General features: G+C 38.1%; 15 protein-coding genes, 2 rRNA genes and 1 riboswitch. Of the genes, 1 reads left to right on the top strand and 16 read right to left on the bottom strand.

Annotated features, from left to right (window positions below; all coding sequences use genetic code 11):
* Positions 1 to 25 precede the first annotated feature (25 nt).
* Complete coding sequence (locus tag J2S19_RS23695; protein ID WP_370875086.1) at positions 26 to 127, top strand: EYxxD motif small membrane protein; 102 nt, start codon at positions 26 to 28, stop codon at positions 125 to 127.
* Here J2S19_RS23695 and purD read toward each other — a convergent pair.
* The 16 genes from purD to J2S19_RS06825 form a co-directional block, all read right to left on the bottom strand.
* A complete protein-coding gene (purD, locus tag J2S19_RS06900; protein WP_307339192.1) occupies positions 108 to 1,376 on the bottom strand; it encodes a phosphoribosylamine--glycine ligase in 1,269 nt (422 codons plus the stop codon). The genes J2S19_RS23695 and purD overlap by 20 nt on opposite strands.
* Before the next feature lie 148 nt (positions 1,377 to 1,524).
* Positions 1,525 to 3,063, bottom strand: a complete 1,539-nt coding sequence (gene purH / locus J2S19_RS06895; RefSeq protein WP_307339189.1) for a bifunctional phosphoribosylaminoimidazolecarboxamide formyltransferase/IMP cyclohydrolase — start codon at positions 3,061 to 3,063, stop codon at positions 1,525 to 1,527.
* Between the two features lie 18 nt (positions 3,064 to 3,081).
* On the bottom strand, positions 3,082 to 3,648 hold the full coding sequence (purN, locus tag J2S19_RS06890) for a phosphoribosylglycinamide formyltransferase (RefSeq protein WP_307339187.1): 567 nt from the start codon (positions 3,646 to 3,648) through the stop codon (positions 3,082 to 3,084).
* On the bottom strand, positions 3,645 to 4,685 hold the full coding sequence (purM, locus tag J2S19_RS06885; protein WP_307339186.1) for a phosphoribosylformylglycinamidine cyclo-ligase: 1,041 nt from the start codon (positions 4,683 to 4,685) through the stop codon (positions 3,645 to 3,647). Before purM ends, purN begins: the two co-directional genes overlap by 4 nt.
* A gap of 294 nt (positions 4,686 to 4,979) precedes the next feature.
* Entirely contained in the window at positions 4,980 to 6,392 is a 1,413-nt protein-coding gene (purF, locus tag J2S19_RS06880) for an amidophosphoribosyltransferase (protein WP_307339183.1), read from the bottom strand.
* Complete coding sequence (gene purL / locus J2S19_RS06875; RefSeq protein ID WP_307339181.1) at positions 6,368 to 8,596, bottom strand: phosphoribosylformylglycinamidine synthase subunit PurL; 2,229 nt, start codon at positions 8,594 to 8,596, stop codon at positions 6,368 to 6,370. Before purL ends, purF begins: the two co-directional genes overlap by 25 nt.
* Positions 8,580 to 9,263: a phosphoribosylformylglycinamidine synthase subunit PurQ gene (gene purQ / locus J2S19_RS06870; protein WP_307339180.1), complete on the bottom strand. Its 684-nt coding sequence runs from the start codon at positions 9,261 to 9,263 to the stop codon at positions 8,580 to 8,582. The genes purL and purQ overlap by 17 nt, the downstream gene beginning before the upstream one ends.
* Positions 9,260 to 9,514 (bottom strand): phosphoribosylformylglycinamidine synthase subunit PurS, encoded by a 255-nt coding sequence (gene purS / locus J2S19_RS06865; protein WP_307339178.1) that lies wholly within the window; start codon positions 9,512 to 9,514, stop codon positions 9,260 to 9,262. The genes purQ and purS overlap by 4 nt, the downstream gene beginning before the upstream one ends.
* Complete coding sequence (gene purC, locus J2S19_RS06860; RefSeq protein ID WP_307339616.1) at positions 9,502 to 10,227, bottom strand: phosphoribosylaminoimidazolesuccinocarboxamide synthase; 726 nt, start codon at positions 10,225 to 10,227, stop codon at positions 9,502 to 9,504. The genes purS and purC overlap by 13 nt, the downstream gene beginning before the upstream one ends.
* Before the next feature lie 130 nt (positions 10,228 to 10,357).
* Positions 10,358 to 11,650, bottom strand: coding sequence for an adenylosuccinate lyase (gene purB, locus J2S19_RS06855; RefSeq protein WP_307339175.1), 1,293 nt, complete (start codon positions 11,648 to 11,650; stop codon positions 10,358 to 10,360).
* Between the two features lie 15 nt (positions 11,651 to 11,665).
* Positions 11,666 to 12,796, bottom strand: a complete 1,131-nt coding sequence (gene purK, locus J2S19_RS06850; protein ID WP_307339172.1) for a 5-(carboxyamino)imidazole ribonucleotide synthase — start codon at positions 12,794 to 12,796, stop codon at positions 11,666 to 11,668.
* Positions 12,783 to 13,271, bottom strand: coding sequence for a 5-(carboxyamino)imidazole ribonucleotide mutase (gene purE / locus J2S19_RS06845; protein ID WP_307339170.1), 489 nt, complete (start codon positions 13,269 to 13,271; stop codon positions 12,783 to 12,785). Before purE ends, purK begins: the two co-directional genes overlap by 14 nt.
* 102 nt (positions 13,272 to 13,373) lie before the next feature.
* A riboswitch (purine riboswitch) is annotated at positions 13,374 to 13,475 on the bottom strand.
* Between the two features lie 73 nt (positions 13,476 to 13,548).
* On the bottom strand, positions 13,549 to 13,749 hold the full coding sequence (locus tag J2S19_RS06840) for an NETI motif-containing protein (protein WP_307339168.1): 201 nt from the start codon (positions 13,747 to 13,749) through the stop codon (positions 13,549 to 13,551).
* Positions 13,739 to 14,287: a DUF2179 domain-containing protein gene (locus tag J2S19_RS06835; protein ID WP_307339166.1), complete on the bottom strand. Its 549-nt coding sequence runs from the start codon at positions 14,285 to 14,287 to the stop codon at positions 13,739 to 13,741. The genes J2S19_RS06840 and J2S19_RS06835 overlap by 11 nt, the downstream gene beginning before the upstream one ends.
* Positions 14,288 to 14,744: 457 nt before the next feature.
* A 5S ribosomal RNA gene (gene rrf, locus J2S19_RS06830) occupies positions 14,745 to 14,860 on the bottom strand.
* 93 nt (positions 14,861 to 14,953) lie between these two features.
* Positions 14,954 to 15,050: ribosomal RNA gene (locus J2S19_RS06825) — 23S ribosomal RNA — on the bottom strand; the annotation flags it as partial.

The following is a 15,050-nucleotide window of genomic DNA, read 5'->3' as shown; positions in this document are numbered from 1 at the left end:
TTCTAAATGGAGGTATAGATAAAAAATGTTTATTGAGTATTTTACTGATATGTCATTTCTATTAATAGCCTTAATTGGAGGAATTGTTGCGTTATTATATGTTTATATTAAGAAACGACGTGCTTAATTGCTTTATTTCCAATATCTTTTCGGTAAAATAACGCTGGCGATGCTACCTTCTCAACAAGCTGATATGCTTGTTGCTGGGCATCCTGGATTGTATCACCATAGCCTGAAACGACGATAACACGTCCACCATTATTGACAAATTCTGAACCAGCTTTTTTCGTCCCAGCATGGAAAATCACGGCAGCGTCTTCTTTTTCAGAAAGTGTACCGATTGGTTGCCCTTTCGCATACTCATTAGGATATCCCTTTGAAGCAAGGACAACACCTAACACTGCCTTTTCAGACCACTTTAGTTCAACTGGCTTGTCCGCTAAAATAGCAAGAAGTGCTTCTATTAAATCTGATTCTAATCTAGGTAGAACGACCTGTGTTTCCGGATCTCCAAAGCGAGCATTAAATTCAATAACCTTTGGTCCTTCAGCTGTTAAAATCAGACCAGCATACAAGATACCTGTAAATGAACGTCCTTCACTCACAAGTGCTTTAGCAGCTGGTTCGAGGATTGTTTTAACCGCTGTCTGAACAATGTCTTCAGAAATTTGTGGAACTGGTGAATAGGCTCCCATCCCACCTGTGTTTGGGCCTTCATCATTGTCATAAGCACGTTTATGATCTTGGGCTATGACCATTGGATAAACTTTTTCACCATTAACAAATGCCATCAGTGAAAATTCTTCCCCTGCTAAAAATTCTTCAACAACAACTGAGCTTGAGGCATCACCAAATTTCGCACCTTCAAGCATATCTGTTACACTATCGATTGCAGTATCAAGTGTTTCAGCAACTGTCACACCTTTACCTGCCGCTAAGCCATCTGCTTTAATGACAATTGGTGCACCTTTTTCCTTGATATATGCTTTCGCCTGCTCGACATCTGTAAATGTCTGATAATCAGCTGTCGGGATATTGTATTTTATCATTAGTTCTTTTGCAAAATTTTTACTTCCCTCAATAAGTGCTGCTTCCTTAGTTGGTCCAAATATTTTCAAACCAGCCTCTTGGAATACATTCACAATCCCATTTAATAATGGTACTTCAGGTCCAACAAACGTAAAATCTATCTTTTCCTTTTGTGCAAACGCTAAAAGTGCCTCGTTATCTGTCTCACTGATTGGCACTAATGTAGCCAGCTCCTGCATTCCATCATTTCCTGGTGCTACAAATACTTCTGTTACTAATTTGCTTTGAGCCACTTTCCATGCTAGTGCATGTTCACGTCCGCCTTGACCGATAATTAGTACTTTCATTTAAACACCTCATTAATATTATTTTAATACTCTGCTTTTAGTTTAGGATGACTCATAAGTGTTAGACCCTCTTCACTAAATGCCGATATGATTTGCATTAAGGGTCTAATACTCTTGTAGAAAGTCACTTCCAATCTACAGTAACTGATTAATGTTTAAAATGACGTACTCCAGTGAATACCATTGCTATTCCGTACTCATCTGCTACACGAATTGAATCCTCATCACGAATTGATCCACCTGGTTGGATAATCGCTGTAACACCTGCTTTTGCAGCCTCTTCAACGGTATCAGACATTGGGAAAAATGCATCAGAACCTAAAGCACTACCTTTCGCTTTCTCGCCAGCCTGTTCAATCGCTATTTTCGCTGAGCCGACACGATTCATTTGTCCTGCACCGACACCAACTGTCATTTCATCCTTTGCTAAGACAATTGCATTCGATTTTACATGTTTCACAACTTTCCACGCTAGCTTTAAATCCTTCCATTCTTCCGCACTTGGCTCACGTTTTGTCGGAATTGTCACTTCTACATCATCAAGTGAAAGAATGTCTTCATCTTGGACAAGAAGTCCGCCATGTACAGATTGTAATTGCTTTTCAGGCTTAGAAGCTGCCGCAACGTCAATTGTTAATAAGCGTAAATTCTTCTTACTAGTTAACACTTCTAACGCTTCTTTACTAAATGAAGGAGCGATGACAATTTCTAAGAAAATTTCATGTAACTTTTGAGCTGTTGCTTCATCAACTTCCCTATTAATAGCGACAATCCCACCAAAAATTGATGTTCTATCAGCTTCATAACAACGTGTAAACGCCTCTAAAGTAGAAGTTCCGACACCTACACCACATGGATTCATATGCTTAATCGCAACTGCAGCAGGCTCACTGAATTCACGAACAATTTGTAGGGCTGCATCAGCGTCTTTAATGTTGTTGAAAGAAAGTTCTTTACCATGAAGCTGTTCTGCATTAGCAATTGAAGCTACTGGTACAAATGGTTTTTGATAGAATGTTGCCTTTTGATGAGGATTCTCTCCGTAACGTAATGATTGTTTTTTCTCAAACGTATATGTAACAGATTCCGGGTCTTCCTCACCAATTGTTTTTGTTAAAAATTCAGCAATTAATGCATCGTAAGCAGCTGTATGTCTAAATACCTTCGCCGCTAGGCGTTGTTTTTGTTCAAGTGAAACTTCACCTGTTCCTTTTAATTCAGCTAATACTGCTTCATAGTCATTTGGATCAACAAGAACTGTTACATCCTCATGATTCTTTGCAGCTGAACGAAGCATCGAAGGACCACCGATATCAATATTTTCAATTGCATCTTGGAATTGAACATCTGGTTTAGAAATTGTTTCTTTAAATGGGTATAAGTTAACAACGACTAAATCAATTGTTTCAATTTGATTTTCTTTAAGTTGTTCCATATGACTTGGATTATTTCGGACAGCAAGTAAGCCGCCATGAATGTTCGGGTGAAGAGTTTTAACACGTCCATCCATTATTTCAGGGAAGCCTGTTACTTCTGAAATACCAATTACTTTTAAACCATTTTGTTCTAAAAGTGATTTTGTTCCACCTGTTGAAATCACTTCAACACCTAAATTAATTAGTTCCTTTACAAACGGAACAAGGTTTTCCTTATTTGATACACTAACAAGCGCACGTTTAATCGCCATTATCGTCACCCCTAAACATTATTTTGATACTAATTGCTTAATTACTTCTGGATATAGGACATGCTCAACTTTATGAACCTTTTCAGCTAATGTATCCTTCGTATCTTCATCCACTATTTCTATTGCTCTCTGTGCAATGATTGGCCCAGTGTCCATTCCTGCATCGACATAATGTACCGTTACACCTGTTACTTTAACTCCAGCATCTATTGCTTGTCCGACAGCATCTATCCCGGGAAATGATGGGAGAAGCGATGGATGAATATTCACAATTTTCCCACCGTACACATCTAGTAGCGTTTTGCCGATTAACCTCATATACCCAGCTAAAATAACGAGTTCAATCTCATATTTTTGTAATTCAGCTAAAATTTCTGTTTCAAACTGCACCTTTGATTCATACTCTTTTGGCTTAAAACTAAAGACTGGTATATTCACAGCATTTGCTCGTGCAATGACACCTGCCTGTGGCTTATCACATACAACAAGACTAATCTCTGCTCGGATATCACCTGCCTGTACTTGGTCAAGGATTGCTTGAAAATTACTACCGTTCCCTGATGCAAAAATAGCTATTTTTTTCATCGAAGCACACCTTCATTGAAGGAAACTCCCGCTCCTTGATTCACTCGACCAATCACATATGACCTCTCACCATTTTTGGCCAAAGTATTGATTACACCTTCAACAAGCTCTTCTTTCACTGCTAGAACAAAGCCGATACCCATATTAAATACATTATACATGTCATGACTATTTAAATTTCCCTTTTCTTTTAGGAAATCAAAAATAGATGGAATTGGCCACGATCCTAAATCAATTTCTGCATTTAACCCTTCAGGAAGCATTCTCGGTATGTTTTCAATAAAACCACCACCAGTAATATGCGCCATCCCATCAATCTGATAATTGTTTATTACATCAAGAACGGGCTTTACATACAATTTTGTTGGCGTTAGAAGAACTTCTCCCAAAATTTGCGTAAATGGTTCATATACTTCTTTTAAATCAAGCTTATTATCTTCCAGTAAAATTTTTCGAACTAACGAAAAGCCGTTACTATGGATTCCGCTTGATGGAAGACCGATTAAAACATGACCTGCTTTAATATTCTCACCAGTGACAATCTCATCTTTCTCGACAGCACCGACAGAAAATCCAGCAACATCGTATTCATCTTCATCATATAAGCCAGGCATTTCCGCTGTTTCTCCACCGACTAACGCACAGCCTGATTCCTCACATGCATCCGCAATCCCTTTAACAATTTGCTCAATTTTTGCAGGTTCTGCTTTACCGAGTGCTAAATAGTCTAGGAAAAATAACGGCTCTGCACCTTGAGCTAAAATATCATTTACACACATTGCAACTGCATCAATACCAATTGTATCATGCTTATCGACCATAAAAGCCAACTTCAGCTTTGTCCCTACTCCATCTGTTCCTGATACGAGCACTGGCTTTTTATAATTTAATTCACTTAAATCAAACATACCGCCAAAACCGCCTAGACCACCCATAACACCTTTACGTAACGTCTTTTGTACATGCTTTTTCATTCTCGTTACAGCTTCATAGCCTGCTTCTATATCGACGCCAGCTTCTTTGTATATATCAGACATGCATTCTTCCTCCTTAGCAATCTATTATCGAGACATCTATTGATAATGGCACTTTTTTAATAATCTTATTGTTTTCGGACTTATCGTAAAGGTTGATTCGAGTATACCTTAGACTCTCCCCCTACAATTGCAAAAGACACGAGCAAAAATTAACCGAAATTTCACCACATGTATATTAGTCCGGCTCCTATGAAATAATCAATTGAAGTAAAAAGGTCTGACTCCTCAAAGAATGAGAGGTCTGACCCTAATAATCAATTACTGGATAGCTTTATAGCATAAACAATTTCTTTTTTATGCCTTTTCGTGCGGAAGAACCGTATCTTGATAAATTTCAGTTGGATAGCGTCCAGTAAAGCATGCTAAACATTGTCCCTTGAATTCACCTTCATAAGGTCTGCCAATCCCTTCAAGTAAACCCTCTACACTTAGGAATGCTAGACTATCAGCACCAATTATTTGGCGAATTTCTTCGACTGTATGATTTGATGCGATCAGCTCTTCATGTGTAGACGTATCAATCCCGTAGAAACAAGGGTTTGAGATAGGTGGTGAACTAATTCGTACATGTACTTCTTTTGCACCTGCTTCACGAAGCATCGTGACAATGCGTCGGCTTGTTGTTCCGCGCACTATTGAGTCATCAACCATGACAACTCGCTTCCCTTCAACAACACCACGTACTGCAGACAATTTCATTTTCACACCTTGTTCACGTAAAGCTTGTGAAGGCTGAATAAACGTTCGTCCGACATATCGATTTTTAATTAATCCTAATTCATAAGGAATTCCAGTCAGTTCTGCAAAACCGATTGCAGCTGAAATACTTGAATCTGGAACACCTGTTACAACATCAGCATCAACCTCAGACTCAACTGCTAAACGTTTGCCAAGGTTTTTCCGGGCAGTATGAACATTGATTCCATCAATATTACTATCAGGCCTTGAGAAATAAATATATTCCATACTACACATGGAACGATTAATATTCATCGAGAAACGCTCTGAATGAATTCCTTCATCATTTATAATTAATAATTCACCTGGTTGAACATCACGCTCATATTTCGCACCAATGACATCAAAAGCACATGTCTCTGATGCAACGACATAAGCGTCTCCTAAAACACCAATTGAAAGTGGACGCAAGCCGTTCGGATCTAATGCGACCATCATTTCTGTCTCTGTCATGATTAAGAACGCATAAGCACCTTTGATGACAGATAATGCACTCTTTACTGCTTCTTTCATGTCTAAGTGACCGCTTCTTTTAATAAGATGTGCAAGTACCTCTGTGTCAGAAGTTGTTTGAAAGATACTCCCTTGTGCTTCAAGCTGATATTTCACTTGACTCGCATTTACTAAATTTCCATTATGCGCAAGGGCAAAGCTACCACTTGATGATTTAAAGAGGAGCGGCTGGACATTTTCATATCCGCCTCCTCCAGCAGTTGCATAACGAACATGGCCAATTGCTGCTTTACCAGAAATATCATTTAGTTTTCCGTTACTAAATACTTCATTGATTAGACCTAATCCCTTCATGCTAGTAAGCTTTTCTCCGTCAGTTGTGACGATACCAGCACCTTCTTGCCCTCTATGTTGTAAACTATGAAGACCGTAGTAAGTGATTTGTGGTGCATCTTGGTGACCCCAAATCCCAAATACTCCACACTCTTCATTTAATCCCTTGATTTCAGCAAGCATGGGATAGCTCCTTTCCACGCATCCTTTAACTCCTCAACAGATGCATTGATAAGTGATTGACCATTTTCATCCTTCACAACTAATGTATTTGTATTCGTAACTTCACCGATACATACTGCATCTACTAGTTGTTCAAACGCTTCTTGGTTTTCTTTCTTCACTGAAACAATAAATCTAGTTTGTGATTCACTGAATAATGCTGTTGTTGCCTCTCCAGAAAGAGTTACTTCAGCACCAAGTCCTCTACCACTAAATAATGGCTCTGCAATCGCAACAGCAACTCCACCCTCTGATACATCATGAGCAGAAGCAACAGTGTTTGCACGAATTGCACGAGAAATTTGGCCTAGTACTTTGCTTTCCTTCTCTAAATCTAGCTCAGGAGATTGTCCAAAGATTTCTCCATGAATTAATTTTTGAAGCTCACTTCCACAAAATTCTGCTTTTGTTTCCCCTACTAAATAAATGAGGTCTCCAGCTTCTTTAAAATCTTGAGTCGTAATATAATCCGTATCCTCGATTAGTCCTACCATTCCAATTACAGGTGTAGGATAAATCGCCGTTCCGTTCGTCTCATTGTATAAAGATACGTTTCCACCAATAACTGGTGTCTCTAATACACGGCAAGCTTCACTAATTCCGTCTGCAGCCTTCTCGATTTGCCAGAAGATTTCTGGTTTTTCAGGATTCCCGAAGTTTAAGTTATCAGTAATTGCTAATGGTGTACCACCTGAACATACGATATTACGTGCAGCCTCTGCCACTGCAATTTTACCGCCAACTTCAGGATCTAAATAGAGATACCGAGAATTACAATCCGTTGTCATCGCTAACGCCTTTTTCGTGTCACGAATTCGAACTACAGCAGCGTCTGAACCAGGTGCTACAACTGTATTTGTACGAACCATATAATCATATTGGTCATAAACCCACTCTTTACTTGCAATCGTCGGTTGTTTTAATAGATTAATAAGTGTTTCTTTATAGTTATCTACTTGAATAGGTGCAACATCCATCGCTTGGAACTCTTTATAATATGCAGGTACTGCAGATGGCTTATGATAAACAGGTGCTTCCTCTGCTAATGCATCAACAGGTAGCTCACAAACCATTTCACCTTTATGGAAAAGACGAAGCAATTTATCGTCTGTTACTTTTCCAACTGCTACCGCTTCTAAATCATATTTTTCAAACAGGTCAATAATTTCTTGTTCTCTGCCACGTTCAACGACTAAGAGCATTCTTTCTTGAGATTCGGAAAGCATCATTTCATATGGTGTCATACCTGTTTCACGTTGTGGAATAAGGTCTAAATTCATTTCCATACCTGATCCTGCTTTACTTGCCATTTCAGCAGATGAACTTGTTAAACCTGCCGCACCCATATCTTGAATTCCAACTAATGCATCATTTTTAACGACTTCAAGACAAGCTTCTAATAAAAGCTTCTCCATAAATGGGTCCCCAACTTGTACCGCTGAACGATCGGCACCAGAATCATCGGTTAATTCTTCAGAAGAGAATGTTGCTCCATGGATACCGTCACGACCTGTTTTTGCGCCAACATACATAACTGTATTGCCAACACCTTTTGCTTGACCCTTTTTAATATCCTCATGGTTAATTAACCCTACACACATAGCGTTAACAAGTGGATTTCCTTCATATGAGTCTTCAAATTGAATCTCTCCACCGACCGTAGGTATCCCGATACAGTTACCGTAACCAGCAATACCAGCAACAACCTCTTCGAATAAATATTTCACACGCGGTGTTTTTAATTCACCAAACCGTAATGAATTTAAGATTGCGATTGGTCTTGCTCCCATTGAAAAAACGTCACGAATGATTCCACCTACACCAGTTGCCGCTCCTTGATAAGGCTCAATTGCTGATGGATGGTTATGACTTTCGATTTTGAACACAACCGCTTGATTATCTCCAATATCGACGATTCCCGCTCCCTCTCCAGGACCTTGTAACACTTTTTCACCTGTTACTGGGAACTTCTTTAAAATGGGCTTTGAATTTTTATAACTGCAATGCTCTGACCACATAACTGAGAAGATTCCTATTTCAGTATAGTTAGGGAGACGTCCAATTATTTTTTCAATTAGAGCAAACTCGTCATCACTGACACCCATTTGTCTATAGACTTTTTCATCTTTTATCATCTGGTTTGTTGGTTCAAGCTGTAGTGACATGAGATTCCCTCCAGTTTCTTACGATTGATTGAAATAATTTTAATCCGTCAGCACTTCCTAGTAATGCATCAACTGCACGCTCAGGGTGAGGCATCATTCCTAATACATTTCCTCGTTCATTCGTTATACCTGCAATATCTTCTAGGCTGCCATTTGGATTTTCTTCGTACGTAAACACGATTTGATTGTTTTCTTTAAGCGTTTGAAGTGTTTCTTCATCACAATAATAATTCCCTTCACCGTGCGCAATTGGGACAGAAATCACTTCATCCTTTTGATAAGCTGAAGTAAACGCTGTTTCATTGTTTGCAACCTTTAAATTAACTGGTCTGCACATAAATTTTAAATTTTCGTTACGTTTCATCGCACCTGGCAGTAGTCCAACCTCAAGTAAAATTTGGAATCCATTACATACACCAAGAACTGGTTTTCCTGCTTCAGCTGCTTTTACAACTTCTTTCATCACATTAGAGAAACGAGCAATGGCGCCGCAACGTAAGTAGTCCCCATATGAGAATCCACCAGGTAGTAATACACCGTCAAAACGGCTTAAATCCGTCTCATCATGCCAGACATATTCAACTTCTTCACCAAGTTCGTCTTTTATTGCATGAAACATATCTACATCACAGTTTGATCCTGGAAAAACAATCACAGCGAATTTCACTTTGTGACAACCTCCTGTACCTCGTAACGGTAATCTTCAATAACTGTATTAGCTAAAAGCTTCTCACACATTTCACGAATTGCTTCATCTAAATCGCGTTCAGACTTTTCAATTGTTAGCTCCATATATTTCCCGATACGGACATCTTGAACCTCGTTATAAGTCATACTGTGTAAAGCACTTTTTACTGCACTTCCTTGTGGGTCTAATACACTCTCTCTTAACGTTACATAAACTTTTACTTTGTACATTCCTTTTGTCCTCCTAGTCTAGTTAAAATGACTTCATATGCATCTGTTAAACTACCAATTCCTCTACGGAATACATCTTTATCAAATTTCTCATTAGTGTGAATATCCCATAGCCTACATGTATCAGGTGACACCTCATCAGCTAAGATGATGTTTCCTTCATCTGTCAATCCAAACTCTAATTTAAAGTCGATTAAGCGAACATCACATGATAGGAAATGTGCTTTTAACACTTCATTTACTTGTTTTGCTATCGTTTTTAACGTGTCCACTTGGTCCTGTGTAGCTATTTCTAAGAGAGCAATATGGTCCTCCGTAATTAACGGGTCTCCTAAATCATCATCTTTGTAATAAAACTCAACAAGAGGTTCCTTTATTTCAGTACCCTCTTCAATGCCAATCCGTTTAGATAGACTTCCTGCTACAACATTTCTTACAACAACCTCTAACGGAATAATCGTCACTTTTTTTACAAGTTGTTCTGTTTCAGAGAGTCGTTCCACAAAGTGATTTTCGATACCATTTGCAGTAAGCTTTTCAAAAATCAATGTTGAGATTTCGTTATTCAAGCGGCCCTTACCAGTTATTTCTTCCTTCTTTACACCATTAAAAGCTGTTGCAGAATCTTTATATGCTACGAAAAGTAGCCCTGGGTCATTTGTTTTGTAAATTCGTTTTGCCTTACCTTCATACAATTGCTCAAGCTTTTCAATACGCATGGTAGTCCTCCTAGGCAGAATATTGGGAATTCTCAATATATATCTTGTTACATTTTCTCACCAAGTTTTTTATGCAAAGCAGTGCAAAGGGCTAAACGCCCCTTGCTTGTATTGATTTTTTCACTTAAAGACCAAGTCGCTCAAAAATTGTGTCGACACCTTTTAAGTGGTATTTATAATCAAAGCAATCTGCAATTGCTTCTGCTGAAAGACGTTCTGTTATTTTCGCCTCTGATTCTACTAGTCCACGGAATGGAACTTGCTTTTCCCAAGCCTCCATTGCTTTCGGTTGAACAAGGTCATATGCTTCTTCTCTTGTCATTCCAGTATCAATCAAGGCAAGTAATACACGTTGAGAGTATATTAAACCTTGTGTACGATCCATATTTCGTTTCATGTTTTCAGGGAATACCGTTAAGTTTTTCACAATGTTGCCAAAACGGTTTAACATATAGTTCAATGCAATAGTAGCATCTGGTAAAATAATACGTTCAGCTGATGAATGAGAAATATCGCGCTCATGCCATAATGGGACATTTTCGTACGCTGTTAACATATATCCACGAATAACCCTTGCAATACCTGTCATGTTTTCAGAACCGATTGGATTCCGTTTATGTGGCATAGCTGATGAACCCTTTTGTCCTTTTGCAAATGATTCTTCCACTTCACGAGTTTCACTTTTTTGTAACCCGCGAATCTCAACTGCAAACTTTTCAATCGATGTTGCAACTAATGCGATAGCAGCCATATAATTTGCATGGCGGTCACGTTGCAATGTTTGAGTGGAGATAGGTGCCGGCTTAGTTCCTAACTTTTCACATACATATTTTTCGACGAACGGATCAATGTTCGCATATGTCCCGACAGCCCCTGAAATTTTCCCGTACTCTACACCAGCTGCAGCTTGTTTAAAACGTTCTAAGTTACGCTTCATTTCTTCATACCATAATGCAAGCTTTAGACCAAATGTAGTCGGTTCAGCATGAACACCATGAGTACGTCCCATCATCACGGTATATTTATGTTCTTGTGCTTTTTCTTTTAAAATATCAATGAAGTTCTCGATATCTTTTAGTAAAATGTCATTTGCTTGTTTTAATAAATATGATAAAGCGGTGTCTACAACATCAGTTGAAGTCAATCCGTAATGAACCCACTTTCGCTCTTCACCTAAAGTTTCAGAAACGGCACGTGTAAATGCAACAACATCATGTCGAGTTTCAAGTTCAATCTCATTAATTCTATCAATATCAAAAGATGCATTCTTACGAAGTAGTGCAACGTCCTCTTTCGGGATAATCCCTAACTCTGACCAAGCCTCACAAGCTAGAATTTCTACCTCTAACCATGCTTTAAATTTATTCTCTTCTGTCCAAATATTTGCCATCTCTGGTCTCGAATAACGTTCTATCATTCTAAATCCTCCGTTCTATTTATGACCCCATAATCGATTAATCATTACAATATCTTCTTCGATGTCATGACTTATTAAATTAAGATGCCCCATTTTTCTTTTATTAGCTGGTTCTTTCTTTCCGTATAAATGAAGCTTCCCCGATTCTAATAATGAAATATGTTCATTAATAATTGCTAAGTCTTCTCCTAATATATTTACCATAAGCCCATCTTGTAGTAGTGTAGTTTTCCCGAGTGGTAAGTTACAGATTGCTCGTACATGTTGTTCGAACTGGTCTGTTTCACATAAGTCAATGGTATAATGACCTGAATTATGTGGGCGTGGCGCTAATTCATTTATATATATTTCGCCTTCACTAGTTAAAAACATCTCTACAGCTAATGTGCCAACTAAATGAAAATTGTTTGCTAGCTTTAGCGCAAGTTTCTCTGCCTTTTCTTCTATATCTTTACTAATTCTAGCAGGTACAATACTTTGGTAGAGAATGTTGTCTTTATGTATATTCTCTGCAACTGGAAAAGTCTTTGTTTCACCATTCACTGATCTCGTTACAATAACTGAAATTTCTTTTTCAAAAGGTACCCATTTTTCTAATATACACGTACCGTTTGCTAATAGATTTTTAGCAACATGACGATCCTCAAGCTCTCGTATAACAACTTGACCTTTGCCATCATATCCGCCTCTACATGTCTTTAATACAGAAGGATAGCCTAGCTTTTCAATAGCTTCGACAAGTGCTTCTTCACTATTCACTATATAGTAGGGTGCTACTTCACATCCTGCCTCTACAATGGCCCCTTTTTCCGTTTCACGGTCTTGTGTTAACAACAACAAAGAACTTTTCTGAGGTAAATGTGCTTCTTCTTCAAGCCAGCGTAACGCATCATAGTCAATGTTCTCAAATTCATAAGTTATGACATCACTAATTTCTGCTAATTTTTTAATTGCATCTAAATCATCATATTGAGCATTTATTTCGACATCAGCAATCTGACCACATGGGCAATTCTCAGTAGGGTCTAAAACTGCAATTTTATAACCTAGCTGTCTAGCAGCAATTGCCATCATCCGACCTAACTGACCTCCACCGATTATCCCAATTGTAGCTCCTGGTAAAATAACATTGTTACTCAAGTTCATCACTGCTCTCTAGCACCTTTTTACGTAATGCGTCTCTTCTCGAATCTAGCCTTTCTGCTAAGGCGTCATCATTTGTAGATAGTATTTCTGCTGCCAATAGCCCGGCATTTGTTGCCCCAGCCTTCCCGATTGCAACCGTTGCAACAGGTACTCCTCCTGGCATTTGAACAATTGATAACAATGAATCCATTCCTTGCAACGCCTTTGATTGAACCGGAACTCCAATAACAGGTAAACTTGTTTTAGCAGCTACCATCCCCGGTAAGTGAGCTGCACCACCTGCACCTGCAATAATAACCTTTAAACCTCTATTTCTAGCACTCTCTGCATATTCAAACATGTAATCTGGTGTTCTATGCGCAGATACAACCTTTTTTTCATATCGTACACCAAGTTCATCCAACATCTCACACGTATGCTTCATTGTTTCCCAATCTGAGGTACTTCCCATTATTACTCCAACTTGCGAGTTCATTTATTTCCCACCTTTTATAAAGACTAAAAAAGGGCTTGATATACAGCTATCTCTATTTAGGAGAAAGCTGTATATCAAGCCCGGAAATTTCCCCGTTCTAGATATACGTTCACTTTCCCTCATAGTCCGATAATTTAAGGTCATCGGGTAGAAACTTTTGGGCCATATTCCCAATTTTATATGAGGTTTATTTACATGTTTATCTTAACAATGAAGCAGAACGATGTCAACGTTAAAATCGAACGTTTTATTTTAATGATACATTAATGTTCGGATTTTACTGCAATTTGCCTTCGAAAACAATTTTTCTGCCACATGGTACATGTTCAACGACATTATTACGTATCTCTTCTTTAAATATAGGTTGTTCTATCCGCCTTACAGGAATATATCCTTCAGACTTCATTCTTTCTAGACACTCATCTAGTGTTTCATTGTCTCCCACAATAAATTTTTGTTTTTTATGCTTATTTGGCATCCTTCAATCTCCCTTTTCGAACTGCTTTGACCCAGAAGCCTCCATGAATTGCCTTTGGTTCATATGTAATAATAAATGCTTTAGGATCTAACTCTTTAATAAGCTGATATAACTTTATTTCATATTTGCGAGGTGTTAGAATTTGCATAGCTAATCTATCCCCTTCTAACCCATGTGCTGTCCAATTCGTCACTCCGTACCCTTTTTCACGTAGTTGTTTCGGTAAGTTAGTCTCACTTTCAGTTGTTACTACATTTACTGTAATATAACCTAAAGCTAGCTTTTCCTCAATCTTCATCCCGACAATTACACCTATACCATAACCGACCGCATATGCAATTAAGTTCTGAATTTCATTTAAGTTATCTAGTACTAACCCCAACCCTACAACATAAATGACTACTTCAAACATACTAATAAACGCGGCTAAATATCGTTGGCCTTTTAAAGTTAAAATCATTCTGATTGTAAAAAAAGAAACATAAACAATATTTATCATTAAAATAATTAATACCATCACAATGCTATTTTGAAGCACAAAATTCCTCCCTAGTTGAAAGAATAAATTAGGATACATTGTACTAAAGTTTTTCTAGGAAAACAATACAGAAATTATAATTATGATAATAACTAGTATTATAATTGCCCGATTGCCCCACGATATACGGTATATTCATAATTATCTGGAACGGTATCGTTCTTTCAAATTATAAATTACAATAATAATTTAGAGTTATATTGCCAGAGAGTTAATTTGCAGATTCTTTTGCTACAATTAGGGGGTGTATATTTTTATATTCGTAGACCAGCAAAACATATTTAAAGGAATGCTCATTAATGAGTTTTCAAATGAAGATAGAAGTTTTGTAATAGTTTTTTTATAAGGTTAAGAAAGAGTTTTAGCATAGGGAGTTCAAATCATGCAATATGAGATAAAACAAAATCAGATAGATATAGAAAAAGACCAGTATCTCTACTGATCTTTTTCTCGAGGTACCTGGCAACGTCCTACTCTCACAAGGGGAAGCCCCTAACTACCATCGGCGCTGAAGAGCTTAACTTCCGTGTTCGGCATGGGAACGGGTGTGGCCTCTTCGCCATCATTACCAGATACATATTAAGTTAGAAGGATGTTCCTTCAAAACTAGATAACGATTCACTATTCAAGTTTATTACTGAGTTTAAACGTTTGTGTCTTTTCTTTTTGGTTAAGTCCTCGAACGATTAGTATCTGTCAGCTCCATGTGTCACCACACTTCCACCTCAGACCTATCAACCTGGTCATCTTCCAGGGTTCTTAC

It is taken from the genome of Metabacillus malikii (assembly GCF_030813355.1).
GTDB lineage: Bacteria > Bacillota > Bacilli > Bacillales > Bacillaceae > Metabacillus > Metabacillus malikii.
The sequence above is the reverse complement of the archived record's forward strand: the minus strand, read 5'-3'. Positions and strand labels throughout refer to the sequence as shown.

What these genes read in the sequence shown, in the direction of transcription:
- purB (WP_307339175.1), bottom strand. Translation starts at nt 11,650, where the DNA reads ATGATAGAACGTTATTCGAGACCAGAGATGGCAAATATTTGGACAGAA.
- purD (WP_307339192.1), bottom strand. Translation starts at nt 1,376, where the DNA reads ATGAAAGTACTAATTATCGGTCAAGGCGGACGTGAACATGCACTAGCA.
- purE (WP_307339170.1), bottom strand. Translation starts at nt 13,271, where the DNA reads ATGAACTCGCAAGTTGGAGTAATAATGGGAAGTACCTCAGATTGGGAA.
- purS (WP_307339178.1), bottom strand. Translation starts at nt 9,514, where the DNA reads ATGTACAAAGTAAAAGTTTATGTAACGTTAAGAGAGAGTGTATTAGAC.
- purM (WP_307339186.1), bottom strand. Translation starts at nt 4,685, where the DNA reads ATGTCTGATATATACAAAGAAGCTGGCGTCGATATAGAAGCAGGCTAT.
- J2S19_RS23695 (WP_370875086.1), top strand. Translation starts at nt 26, where the DNA reads ATGTTTATTGAGTATTTTACTGATATGTCATTTCTATTAATAGCCTTA.
- purL (WP_307339181.1), bottom strand. Translation starts at nt 8,596, where the DNA reads ATGTCACTACAGCTTGAACCAACAAACCAGATGATAAAAGATGAAAAA.
- purH (WP_307339189.1), bottom strand. Translation starts at nt 3,063, where the DNA reads ATGGCGATTAAACGTGCGCTTGTTAGTGTATCAAATAAGGAAAACCTT.
- J2S19_RS06840 (WP_307339168.1), bottom strand. Translation starts at nt 13,749, where the DNA reads ATGCCAAATAAGCATAAAAAACAAAAATTTATTGTGGGAGACAATGAA.
- purK (WP_307339172.1), bottom strand. Translation starts at nt 12,796, where the DNA reads ATGAACTTGAGTAACAATGTTATTTTACCAGGAGCTACAATTGGGATA.
- purN (WP_307339187.1), bottom strand. Translation starts at nt 3,648, where the DNA reads ATGAAAAAAATAGCTATTTTTGCATCAGGGAACGGTAGTAATTTTCAA.
- purF (WP_307339183.1), bottom strand. Translation starts at nt 6,392, where the DNA reads ATGCTTGCTGAAATCAAGGGATTAAATGAAGAGTGTGGAGTATTTGGG.